This is a genomic window from Schinkia acidoalkalinis, from assembly GCF_054301215.1.
This window is the reverse complement of record NZ_CP182573.1, coordinates 2,394,168-2,406,369: the sequence shown is the minus strand read 5'-3', so window position 1 is coordinate 2,406,369 and position 12,202 is coordinate 2,394,168. Positions and strand designations below refer to the sequence as shown.

13 protein-coding genes are annotated in these 12,202 nt (G+C 40.8%); all 13 read right to left on the bottom strand.

The window, feature by feature from the left end; all coding sequences use genetic code 11:
* Position 1: 1 nt before the first annotated feature.
* Positions 2–1,300: a methyl-accepting chemotaxis protein gene (locus tag ACNQFZ_RS12410; RefSeq protein WP_458411661.1), complete on the bottom strand. Its 1,299-nt coding sequence runs from the start codon at positions 1,298–1,300 to the stop codon at positions 2–4.
* Positions 1,301–1,374: 74 nt separating this feature from the next.
* Positions 1,375–1,815, bottom strand: a complete 441-nt coding sequence (locus ACNQFZ_RS12405) for a low molecular weight protein arginine phosphatase (RefSeq protein WP_458411660.1) — start codon at positions 1,813–1,815, stop codon at positions 1,375–1,377.
* A gap of 236 nt (positions 1,816–2,051) precedes the next feature.
* Positions 2,052–2,612 (bottom strand): manganese efflux pump MntP, encoded by a 561-nt coding sequence (locus tag ACNQFZ_RS12400; RefSeq protein ID WP_458411659.1) that lies wholly within the window; start codon positions 2,610–2,612, stop codon positions 2,052–2,054.
* Positions 2,613–2,780: 168 nt separating this feature from the next.
* Positions 2,781–3,830, bottom strand: coding sequence for an L-threonylcarbamoyladenylate synthase (locus ACNQFZ_RS12395; protein ID WP_458411658.1), 1,050 nt, complete (start codon positions 3,828–3,830; stop codon positions 2,781–2,783).
* A gap of 141 nt (positions 3,831–3,971) precedes the next feature.
* Positions 3,972–4,421, bottom strand: a complete 450-nt coding sequence (locus tag ACNQFZ_RS12390; RefSeq protein WP_458411657.1) for a GNAT family N-acetyltransferase — start codon at positions 4,419–4,421, stop codon at positions 3,972–3,974.
* A 96-nt stretch (positions 4,422–4,517) separates the two neighbouring features.
* Complete coding sequence (gene spoIIR / locus ACNQFZ_RS12385) at positions 4,518–5,126, bottom strand: stage II sporulation protein R (RefSeq protein WP_458411656.1); 609 nt, start codon at positions 5,124–5,126, stop codon at positions 4,518–4,520.
* A gap of 155 nt (positions 5,127–5,281) precedes the next feature.
* Positions 5,282–6,160 carry a peptide chain release factor N(5)-glutamine methyltransferase gene (gene prmC, locus ACNQFZ_RS12380; protein WP_458411655.1) on the bottom strand — a complete coding sequence of 293 codons (879 nt, stop codon included), beginning with the start codon at positions 6,158–6,160 and terminating at the stop codon, positions 5,282–5,284.
* Positions 6,160–7,227 carry a peptide chain release factor 1 gene (gene prfA / locus ACNQFZ_RS12375; protein WP_458411654.1) on the bottom strand — a complete coding sequence of 356 codons (1,068 nt, stop codon included), beginning with the start codon at positions 7,225–7,227 and terminating at the stop codon, positions 6,160–6,162. Before prfA ends, prmC begins: the two co-directional genes overlap by 1 nt.
* 229 nt (positions 7,228–7,456) lie before the next feature.
* Positions 7,457–7,894: a hypothetical protein gene (locus ACNQFZ_RS12370; protein WP_458411653.1), complete on the bottom strand. Its 438-nt coding sequence runs from the start codon at positions 7,892–7,894 to the stop codon at positions 7,457–7,459.
* Positions 7,895–7,965: 71 nt separating this feature from the next.
* On the bottom strand, positions 7,966–8,607 hold the full coding sequence (locus ACNQFZ_RS12365) for a thymidine kinase (protein ID WP_458411652.1): 642 nt from the start codon (positions 8,605–8,607) through the stop codon (positions 7,966–7,968).
* Positions 8,608–9,096: 489 nt separating this feature from the next.
* Positions 9,097–9,297 (bottom strand): 50S ribosomal protein L31, encoded by a 201-nt coding sequence (gene rpmE / locus ACNQFZ_RS12360; RefSeq protein WP_458411651.1) that lies wholly within the window; start codon positions 9,295–9,297, stop codon positions 9,097–9,099.
* 254 nt (positions 9,298–9,551) lie between these two features.
* Positions 9,552–10,823, bottom strand: a complete 1,272-nt coding sequence (gene rho, locus ACNQFZ_RS12355; RefSeq protein WP_458411650.1) for a transcription termination factor Rho — start codon at positions 10,821–10,823, stop codon at positions 9,552–9,554.
* A 334-nt stretch (positions 10,824–11,157) separates the two neighbouring features.
* Complete coding sequence (glpX, locus tag ACNQFZ_RS12350; RefSeq protein ID WP_458411649.1) at positions 11,158–12,126, bottom strand: class II fructose-bisphosphatase; 969 nt, start codon at positions 12,124–12,126, stop codon at positions 11,158–11,160.
* Between the last annotated feature and the right edge of the window lie 76 nt (positions 12,127–12,202).

The following is a 12,202-nucleotide window of genomic DNA, read 5'->3' as shown; positions in this document are numbered from 1 at the left end:
TTTATTTTCCTCCTAATCGAAATTGGTTAATTGTTTGTTTCAAGTTTCTAGCTTGCTCTGATAATTGACCAGCAATCTTCGCAATATCATCTATTTGTGCGGCCTGTTCTACTGTAGTCGCTGCTATTTCCTCTGATCCAGCCGAAGTTTGTTCAGCAATTGCCGCTACCTCCTCAGATTGTGTTGACGTATCTTGGATGTGCTTCATTTGTTTTTCCGCAAAAATTGCAATTTGATGAACAGCCTCTTCCATTTGCTGGACAGATTCCGTCATTTGCTGAATAGCCACATTCGTTTCATTGCCTTTTTCAGCACTTTTATTTGCGGCATCCACTTGCTCATGAATTTGGGAAACAACGCTTTTAACTTCTTCTTGGATATTTTCAACCAATTTGGAAATTCCTTGGACAGCTTGTCTACTTTGATCCGCCAGCTGACGAACCTCCTCTGCAACGACCGCAAAGCCTTTGCCGTGCTCTCCAGCCCGTGCCGCTTCAATGGATGCATTCAACGCGAGTAAATTTGTTTGACCGGCGATATCTCCTACTAGGGAAATAATATTGTTGATTTCTTTCGCATTTTTCTCAAGCCGCTGGACAGCCGATAACGAACTTTGATTGTCTTTGGCAAGCTTTTCAATACCTTCCACTAGGGAATGAATGACCTTTTTGCTATTTTCTAAAGAAACAACCATATTGGCGGATACTTCCTGAGAGTCAGACGCGTGCTTTAAAACTTCCTGGGAAATAACCGTAACGGTGTTAATGGATTCTACAGTCCCGGTAACCGCGCAGGCTGAGCGCTCTGCACCGCTCGCAATTTCCTCCAACGTTTTGGAAATAGTTTCTGCCTGGATGGCAGCTGTACTCGACGCTTCTGAAATGTGGTCAACATGGTCATTCGTATTTTGGAAGTTTTGCTCTATATTGTAAACCATTGTTCGTAAAGATTGTAGCATGTTATTGAAAGCAAGTCCTAATGCACGTATTTCATCATCAGACTTCGATACCTTTACATCCTCACGAATATCCCCTTCTGCCGCCTTGTGGACAGCCTCCTCCAACACCTGTAATGGCTTTGAAAGCAATCCTGCAACGAAATAGGCAATAATTCCAGACCACACAATTCCCATCACTAATGAGAGGACTGTCAAAAATTCCTCGCTTATTGGGATGAAATTTTTAACATAGTCATTTAGAAAATAAATAAAAATTCCTGTTGTAGAATACGTAATGATTGAGACGATAGTGATAAAAACGACAACTTTCAAACGCAAGCCAAACTTGTATCTTTTTTGCATTTAGGATCCTCCCAGTGTTCATATACTACTTTTATTACTACGAGCTCTGCCTGGATATTGTAAGGCTGTACGCATTAAATTCCATCCAATTTTTCCACCAGCTTATGAATCGCTTCCTCAATCTCTTTAAACGTTTGTTCATAATCTTCAAGCGTTCCACCAAAGGGGTCGGCAATATCAGCTTTATTATTTAACGCAAATTCTTTTAAACTAAAGACTTTGTCATTCGCCTTTGGATAGCGCTGTTGAATGATCTCTTTATGGCTATTTCCCATCGTTAAAATTAAATCAGACCAAGCTACGAGCTCTGTCGTCAGCTGTTTCGATTTATGTTCAATCGGAATGGATTGTTTTTTTAAAACCTCAATAGAATGCGACGATGCTGCACTTCCATCGTGCGCAAAAATGCCCGCCGATTTCACTTCAAAGCGGTTATTCGTCTTATGCTTCAAAATAGCCTCCGCCATCGGGCTTCGACATGTATTCCCCGTACAAATAAATAGAATTTTACGCATGACGGCTCCTCCTCCATTCGCAAATTTTAACAACTGTCTTGTACTATTATAAAGCAATCTTATTTTTTCTAATATATTTTAGTGAAAATAATCAAAAAGATTTCACTAAATTAAGAAAAAAATAGTGGAAAGGTGAGGTTTTTGTGATGGAAGTAACTGACTTTTTTATTAATATTAAAAACCCGATAAATCAACGTTTATCAGGCTTTAAAAGATTATTATGATATTTTATCCCTTTAAAACGGCAATAACAACTTTAAACCAAAGGCGAATAAAATACTGCCCCCCAGTGCTTCGCCATAGGATCCAAGCCAAGTCTGCACCTTCCTACCGAGTAACAACCCTGCCCAGGTTAGAATCATGCTGAAAAATCCAAACAAAAAGATCGTTAGCGCCGTCCGCGCTCCGAATATTCCCAAGCTTAAGCCGAGCGAAAAGCTATCCAAACTTACTGTTAATGCAAACAGAATCAAGCCAAATCCAATTGGCGTAACAAAGGTTTCAGTCCCTGATTTAAATGAGGAAATAACCATTTGCAATCCTAAAATTAATAGAAGGGCACCACCGATATAAGTTGCAATGCCACTGAAATGGAAGGAGATGATACGGCCCAAGCCCATCCCTAAAAGCGGCATTATAACATGAAAAATGCCGATGATCACCCCTATATATGCCACCTGCCTTAAGCCAAGGCGAATCATTCCCATTCCTAAGCCCAGCGAAAAGGCATCCATTCCTAAGGCAATTGCCATAATTGATATTGTTATAACTTCTCCGATAATTTCCGTTATTCCCATCGTCTTTCCCCCTAGAGACGTGCTTGTATAACATATGCACGTCCGAAAAGTTTTAGACGTAACAGGACCAATTTTTAACGGGTACCTGGCCCCATCCCAAAAACAAACCACAAACAAAACACCCAGCAGATTTTACAAGTAAATCCGCCGGGCGTTCATTTATCCCCATTATTCTTTTATGATTTGGCCACCTGCTGCTTTGGTGAGCCGATTCATTACCGCTTCACCCACGCCCGTTTGTGGAAAACTTTCGCTATAGATGATATCCACCTTTTCCTCGTCAAAGGTTCGCAGGCTGTCATATAAATGGTGGGCAACTGTTTTTAAATCCTCACGATATCCACAAGTGACGATGAGATCTGCCTGGTAATTTTCTTTGTTTTCTTCAGTTGTCAACATACCAACAGTTTTTCCACTTATCCTCTGTTCATCGATTAAACTTTGGATAAAAGTCTTTGAACCATCCACAATTACTAGCGGTGCTTTTGGTGCATAGTGTGTGTATTTCATTCCCGGTGCTTTAGGGGCTTGGTCTTTTTGTAAAAGTGCTTTATCCACAGCCACAGCTCCAATTACAGCTTCCAACTCTTCTTTTGTTACGCCGCCCGGGCGTAAAATCATTGGGGGTGTACCTGTGCAGTCAAGTACGGTGGATTCAAGGCCGACACCTGTTGCACCGCCATCCAAGACACCGGCAATTCTGCCATTTAAATCATGTAAAACATGCTCCGCCTTTGTCGGGCTTGGTTTGCCGGAAAGATTCGCACTTGGTGCCGCCAATGGAACCGCCGAAGCTTCAATTAAAGCTAATGCAACTGGATGGTCTGGCATCCGAATAGCCACTGTTTCCAGTCCAGCTGTTACTTTTTCGGACACTGCTCCATTACTTTCAAAAATAATCGTTAATGGGCCTGGCCAAAAGGTATCCATCAGCTTTTGCGCAGTATCCGGAATATTTTTCACAAGCTTGTTTAGCTGATTTTTATTGGATATGTGGACAATTAGTGGATTATCACTTGGGCGCCCTTTTGCTTCATAAATTTTCGCTATCGCCTTATCTGACAAGGCATTTGCCCCAAGTCCGTACACCGTTTCAGTGGGAAATGCAACTACCTCACCCTTATTAATCCACAGGGCTGCCTCTTTAATCTGTGGATTACTTGTTAATTCCTTCATATTTTTATCCACAACCCAATGTTGTGTTATTAAGTTGTTCATCGTTTGATCCCTTCTTTGCTATATCGCCATTTTTCGTATTTTATAATAACGTCTATAAACAAAAATATCCACATATTGTGGATAAATTCCTTAAAAAAGTGGATAACTCTGTGGATTTTGTTAATTGTTACACTTTTGTGCTCAAAAAGTGTAGTACATAATGAATGGCTGCTCATGATTTATATTTTTATAGTGTCCAAAAAGCTTTAATTCCTCTGGCGTTTCATCTGCTAATTGAAACCCGAGCATGTAAAAAAGTTTTACAGAGGAGTGATGTTTTGTGCATAAAAATAGCCTTTGCAGGCTGCTTTTTTTCGAATAATCAATGACAGCCCGCATGATTTCCAATATATTAAACTGGTCCGACTTTTCATTGATCACAAAGGAGCGCAGCAAGCCGTTTTGCTTTTGCAGTTCGAAACCAACCACAGCAATTAGTGATTCTAGGTCGCTCAGACCATCAATTTCTTTTTCCATTAATAAAAAGTTATCCACATTTTGTTCAATTCCGTCCGTTTGTAAACCTGCCTGGCCTACCAGCTGTTGAATTCTATTTATATCTTCAAATTTAGCTTTTCGAATAATTTGCATTATAAGTCTCTCCCTACTTTTCGGTATTTAAGTAATCTAGCGATACTTAAAACTATGTGCAAAAAGTAGATTTGATGACTATTTATTCTATTAATTTTAGCCGAAGATCTTTTCAAATAGTTCTGCGATAAAAGATTTTACAACCACTTTTTCTTTAGCAGAAGCATCCGCTGTTGTAGTCTCTTCCTCTGCTTGTTTAACAGCATCCCCGTTTGAGAAATCCAAGAAACACAGCGGTGGGAATAACACGCACCACCAATTTGCACCTTCACCTTCACCTAACGTGATTAAAATGGCCTCATACTGTCCTGCCGGATAAATATAGTTGCCATAAATTTTTGTCGGAAAGTTTACTTGGTCAAAATCAACGTGAACACTTTGGTTGCTACCTTCCTCTTCCAGCACTTTGTACGCTATTTTTTCAATTTCAGGAACACGGCTGTTGATTAAAGCTCGAGCCGCTTCAATTGAAGTTAGATCCTTGACCCATGTTGTAATCTCAGCATTTACTGCATCGCGCACTTTTCTTTTTAGCGCTTGATCTGCACTTGAATCACTGTTAGCAAGAATCCGTAACCGAATTGCTTCATCTGGAATGACCACAGGTCCCTCCGCCTCTACGATACCCCTATCAAAAATTTGAATTAAATTTGCACCTATTAAAATTAAAAGCATAAAGATGATTGCTTGTGTTTGTTTTTTCATTTTATCTCCACCGTCCTTCACTAGACAGTGTGGACAAAAAGCAAAAATCTTAAACTAGCAAATTTAAATTTTTTTAAAAATATTTTAATAGATTTCTAGATTGGGGACGCGCGACGGGGGTTACCCGGAATTCCGGCTACCCCGCGCACTTTCCTTTAAAACCTGCCAAATACCATCCGATCCTTACCATTAATATCAAAGACGATTTCAACCTGAACATCCTTATGCTGAAAAGTATTGCGCAACATTTCAGCAACCGCTTCCCCCTGGCCCGCACCAATTTCAAATGCAATAAGGGCATGGTCATTTACAACTAATGGCAGCTGCTCCATGAAGCGACGATAGAGGTCAAGCCCATCTGCTCCGCCGACCAAGGCGCGCATTGGCTCATGGTCTACGACGATATCCGATAATGTTGGTATGTCACTTTCCGGTATATAAGGCGGATTGGATACAACAATATCAAATGTTTCGCCTCGTTCAATAAACGGTGTAAGCAGATCACCCTGGACAAAACGGATTTTGTCCACTCCAAGCTGCCCTGCATTTCTTTTCGCAACTTCAAGTGATTCCTCTGCAATATCTGTAGCCGTCATTTGCAGCTTCGGATCCTCCAACGCCAACGTGATGGCGATGATGCCGCTGCCCGTTCCAATATCGACGACATCAAGCTTTTTACTTGAGTCAAAATGTTCTTTTCTTCTTTTTAACACACCTACGATTAATTCTTCCGTTTCTGGACGTGGAATCAATACTTCCTCATTGACTTCAAATGTTCTGCCGTAAAACTCTTCGTATCCGATTAAATATTGGACAGGTGTGCCCTCGGCATAGTTAAAGATGTCGTTGATAAAAGCTGCCTTTGATTCGTCATTCGGCCAGTCTTCGCGCAATGAAGAATAAAGCTGTGCCCGGGAGAGTTTCAGGTGATGTCTTAGTAAAAGCTCTGCCGCGAACGCTTCCCTGTTTTGTTTTTCTAAAAAAGAAGAAGCCCAATTGAGGGCTTCATGAATTTTCGTGAACGATGTTTCCATTACTCTGCTTGCTCCATTTTTTTCGCTTGATCGTCTAAAATTAAAGCATCAATGATTTCATCAATTTTTCCTTGTAAAATCTGATCAAGCTTTTGAATTGTTAGACCGATGCGGTGGTCTGTCACACGGTTTTGCGGGAAGTTATACGTACGAATACGCTCGGAACGATCCCCTGTACCAACTGCTGATTTACGGTTTTGGTCGTATTCGGCCTGTGCTTCCTGCTGGAATTTATCATAAACACGGGCACGTAGTACCTTCATCGCTTTTTCCTTGTTCTTAATTTGCGACTTTTCATCCTGACATGAAACAACGGTGCCAGTTGGGATGTGGGTTAAACGTACAGCTGACATAGTTGTGTTAACGCTTTGTCCACCAGGGCCGCTTGATGCAAAGGTATCGACGCGGATATCTTTGTCGTGAATTTCAACTTCAACCTCTTCCGCCTCAGGCAATACAGCCACGGTTGCTGTTGATGTATGAATACGGCCGCCAGATTCCGTTTCCGGAACACGCTGCACGCGATGGGCACCATTTTCAAATTTCATCTTTGAATACGCACCATTTCCGTTCACCATGAAAATGATTTCCTTGTATCCGCCGATACCGGTTGTGCTTGCTTCAATCAGGTCAACTTTCCAGCCTTGTGATTCGGCAAAACGTGTATACATCCGGTACAGGTCACCGGCAAATAATGCAGCCTCATCCCCACCGGCAGCACCACGAATTTCAACGATAACGTTCTTATCATCGTTAGGGTCTTTCGGAAGAAGTAAAATTCTCATCCGCTCAGAGAGCTCCTGTTCACGATCAGAAAGCTCTGAAACCTCTTCCTTCACCATTTCACGCATATCTGAATCTAGCTTTTCTTCAAGCATTGCTTTCGCATCGTGCAATTGCTCTAATACATCTTTATATTCACGAAAAGCTTGAACAGTTTCCTCAATGCCGGACTGTTCCTTCGAATATTCACGTAATTTATTTGTATCACTTATGATTGCTGGATCACTCAGCAGTTCATTTAATTTCTCATAACGATTTTCAATCGCTTGCAAACGATCTAACACGCTTACTCACCTCATTATATAAGTCCATAACATTACATTTCACGTAAGTCCATAACATTTCTATTATAGTATAAGCGGGAATGCTAGTCAAAATTATACTAAAATTGCATCTTTGGGTGGCGTGTACGTGCAGCCTAGTATAATCAAGTGGATAGTTGGTAGTAGATGAGCAAAAAATGCCAAGCACTGTATGAACTTTACGTGGTACTTGGCATTTTTATCATTGTGATCATTGGTTATCAGTATTTACGTTTAAAACAACTTGGTAGCGTGGGACCGCTTCACTTAACCTATTTTGAAGAAGACCGCGTTGTTCATGAAACTCTTTGTAAGAGAGCTTTCGTTTTGGTGTAACGTTAACTATTGCTTTGTAGCCATTTATATAAATCATCCCGGCATCGAATACATCAGAGCTTTCTACAATTTCGCGCAGTTTTTGTTGATAGGCGCCCTGGTTGTTATGTGCTTCATTTTCTGTGTTCAAATCCAAGAAATTCGGGTTGTAGTCAGCAATATCGGTTATTTCCCCTTCACGGAAAGAAACATCGACCGCCCTATTCCCTTTGACATCTCTTGATGCATCACTTGTTTCTGTTGGTTGTGCACCTTGATTCGTTCCACAGGCTGTAAGTATAAGCAGCAACAAAAAAGTAACTGTTTTATTCATTAGACAACACCTCCGTAAAATTAGGTTGCCAAAAAATAAAACAGTTCATAGCAAGTAAAAATCACCATCCATTAAATTGCGACAGATGGGTCCACTTTCATTTCCGCCGTTTTCGTTTCTACGGATGCCTTTTCAGGCTTTCCCGGTACTTCATGACAATGGCGGCACCGTGATTCATAGGACTCTGATGCACCCACTAAAATAATCGGATCATCATAAGAGGCAGGTTTACCGTTGATTAATCGTTGTGTACGGCTTGCCGGTGAGCCACAAACAACACAAATCGCTTGCAGCTTTGTCACTAATTCTGCCAGTGACATCAGTGCCGGCATACAGCCAAACGGCTCACCGCGAAAGTCCTGGTCAAGCCCTGCACAGATGACACGATAGCCTTTATCAGCCAATTGCTGTGCGACTTCAACGATTTTATCATCAAAAAATTGGACTTCATCGATGCCAATTACATCGGTTTCCGGTAATACTAGTTCCAATATGCTATCGGAGTTTTCAACAGGTTTTGCAATGACAGAAGCTCCATTATGCGAGACAACCGAGGATTTACTATACCGGTTATCGATGACCGGCTTGAACACCTGAACAGACAGCTTTGCATATTCCGCCCGTCGTATTCTTCTGATTAACTCCTCTGATTTTCCGGAAAACATACTTCCACATATCACTTCAATCCAACCGCTTTGCTTCATAACATACATGAAGCGCTTCCCCCCTTGCAAATCATGTTGAATGGTTACACAAAAGCTTTAATTAGAAATTCTCACATTCCGGAAGCCAATTATCGCTCCCTAAAGTGATTGGACACTGCAATCACTTTTATACATAGCAAGTTTTTATACGGACACGAATAAACATTTGGGTACTTCAGGGAAGTGTGACTATATTCGTGTTTGTCCGTATAAAAACTTGGATTATATCTAATCATGATTTTTCTGCTTGTGTCCAATCAAACCCGGTCACAATAATCGGCTTCCGGAATAAAAATTCCCACGGATAAATGCTTCCCTAACCACTCATTATTCAAAGTAAAAAGGGCTTGTCTCAAAATGTGTCAGGCACCACATAACGTTATGCGGATTCATCTGTATCCAGTCAAGGATACAAGACACCTTTGAAACAGCCCCTTACAATATTATAATTATTCAAAGTCAAATGCCTATGCACAAGCCAATCCTTGAATAAAAATATTACTTAAGATTGTATTTTTTCTTGAAGCGATCAACACGGCCGCCAGCATCAGCGAATTTTTGACGTCCAGTGTAGAATGGATGGCATTCAGAACAAATTTCTACTTTCACTGCATCCTTAACTGATCCGCTCTCAAATTCGTTTCCACAAGCACATGTCACCATTACTTTTTTATAGTTAGGGTGAATTCCTTGTTTCATGACTATCTCTCCTTCCGCCCTGATTCCTGAGGAAACAGAGTTTAACTTTAAGTTACTTAACACACATGACAAGATTATAACAGGAATGCATTCTTAATGCAAGAATCCATTTCTAATTGCAATATTCCATCAGCTAATTATTGTTCCCAATTGTGATCGGACAATCCATCAGTATTGTGTAAAGTAAGTTTTTATGATAGGTCCCAATAATCAGCTGATAGAATTTTATATATAGTTATCCATCCCTATTAATACTATCTTTTACTAGTAACCCCACGCATTTCCTCGTCCATCTTTTGGAAGAATTCTTCGTTCGTTTTTGTATTTCTTAAACGCTTTAAGAATCGTTCTACAAAATCCGGAGTATCTGTCATTGTTTTGCGAATAGCCCATAGTTTATCCAAATGGTTCTTCGGCAATAACAGTTCTTCTTTCCGTGTTCCTGAACGACGAATGTCGATGGCAGGGAAAATACGGCGTTCTGCTAGGCTGCGGTCAAGATGCAGCTCCATATTACCTGTTCCTTTGAATTCCTCGTAAATCACGTCATCCATTCTTGATCCTGTATCAACGAGGGCTGTTGCTAAAATCGTTAAGCTTCCGCCTTCTTCGATATTGCGGGCTGCACCAAAGAATCGCTTCGGACGATGGAACGCAGCCGGATCAATACCACCGGATAATGTACGGCCGCTTGGCGGAATAACAAGGTTATAAGCCCTCGCTAAGCGGGTAATGCTATCCATAAGAATGACAACGTCTTTTTTATGCTCTACTAAACGCATGGCTCTTTCTAAGACAAGCTCTGCCACCTTAATATGGTTTTCAGGCACCTCATCAAATGTTGAGCTGACAACATCACCGGCAACGGATCTTTCAATATCGGTTACTTCCTCTGGGCGCTCGTCGATTAGTAAAACGATTAATTCTGCTTCGGGATGATTGGTTGTAATGCTGTTGGCAATCTCTTTTAATAATACGGTTTTCCCTGCTTTTGGAGGGGCAACAATTAAACCACGTTGACCAAAACCAACTGGAGCCAGTAAATCCATAATTCTTGTTGAGAGATGATGGGATTCTGTTTCAAGAACCATATGGCGGTCAGGATATAGAGGTGTTAGTGCTGGAAAGTGTACTCTTTCTTTCGCAGTTTCTGGGTCTTCCCCATTTACAGCTTCAACATGCAATAACCCATAATAACGTTCATTTTCTTTTGGCGGTCGAACTTTCCCAGATACTTTATCACCGTTTCGCAGGTCAAATCTTCTGATTTGCGATGCGGAAATATAGATATCCTCCGAACTTGGGGAATAGTTGATTGGCCGTAAAAATCCAAATCCCTCAGACTGGATAATTTCCAATACGCCTTCCATAAACAATAAGCCATCTTGCTCAGCTCTTGCTTTCAGAATTGAAAAAATTAATTCTTTTTTGTTCAACTTGCTGTAGTAGGAAATTTTCAGCTCACGGGCAAGCTCATACAATTCCTTTAATTTCATATTTTCTAAATGTGAAATAGATACAGACATTATTACACCACTCTTTAGTTTATTTTATAAAAGATCATTTATCATTTTTCATTAATAAAAGGAATTAAAAAACAGGAAGTTTAATGTAAGAGAAGGGTGAAACTTTTATTCGTGAAGTTAATTTTGTAGTAATTTATCTCTATATAAAACAAGTTCCAGTCGAGGTAGACTATTAGAATTAGTATACCATATTTTCCGATGAAGTCAAACAGTTGTTCTATGTTTTTTTGTTTCATAATAGAAGAATGTCAGTTGAAGTTCACGCCCTAAAGCCTGAAAGCACGAACTCCAACTGATTTCTATAATCTTCACTTTTCATTTAGTCTCTATTTAATTATTTCATTACTAGATTAGGTTTTGTTTTTAGGCTATGACGGCCATCAATAAAGCGAACAGTTCCGGATTTGGCACGCATAACCAATGATTGGGTTGTGCCAATGCTGCCTTCTTTAAACTGAACACCTTTCAATAGTTCACCATCCGTTACACCTGTCGCAGCAAAAATACAATCATCGCCGCGTACAAGATCATCCATCATTAACACTTTATTTATATCAGTGATCCCCATTTCATGGCATCGTCTTAACTCTTCGTCATTTTGCGGTTTAAGCTTGCCTTGAAGCTCTCCACCTAGACATTTCAAGCCAACAGCTGCCAGCACACCTTCAGGCGCTCCACCAGTACCGAACATGATGTCAACACCGGTAAAATCAAATGCAGTGTTCAATGCAGCTGCAACGTCTCCGTCACTAATCAATTTAATGCGGGCACCTGCTTCGCGAATTTCGGAAATAATTTGATCATGGCGTTCACGATTCAAAATGATGGCAACGACATCTTCAATAGCTTTATTTTTCGCTTTGGCAACAGCCTTTAAATTGTCAATCACTGGTGCATTAATATCAACTTTTCCTGCACACTCAGGGCCAACTGCGATTTTTTCCATATACATATCAGGAGCATGCAATAAATTGCCATGGTCAGCGATGGCGATCACAGCAAATGCACCCCATGTACCTGCTGCTAGAATATTTGTCCCTTCAAGTGGGTCAACAGCTACGTCTACTTCTGGGCCATGTCCGGTGCCAAGCTCTTCGCCAATATATAGCATCGGTGCTTCGTCCATTTCACCTTCACCAATGACAACGACACCTTGCATTGGAATTGTATCGAATACTTTACGCATTGCTTCAGTGGCAGCATTGTCTGCCTCTAACTTTTTACCTCTTCCCATCCATCTTGCTGAGGCGAGGGCAGCTGCTTCAGTTACCCGCACTAATTCCATTGTTAAACTTCTTTCCATGATTCAATCTCTCCCTGTGGTTTTTTCGGACCGAATGGCGTTAATAGTTCACTTCTAGTCCGTTTTTATCTCCACT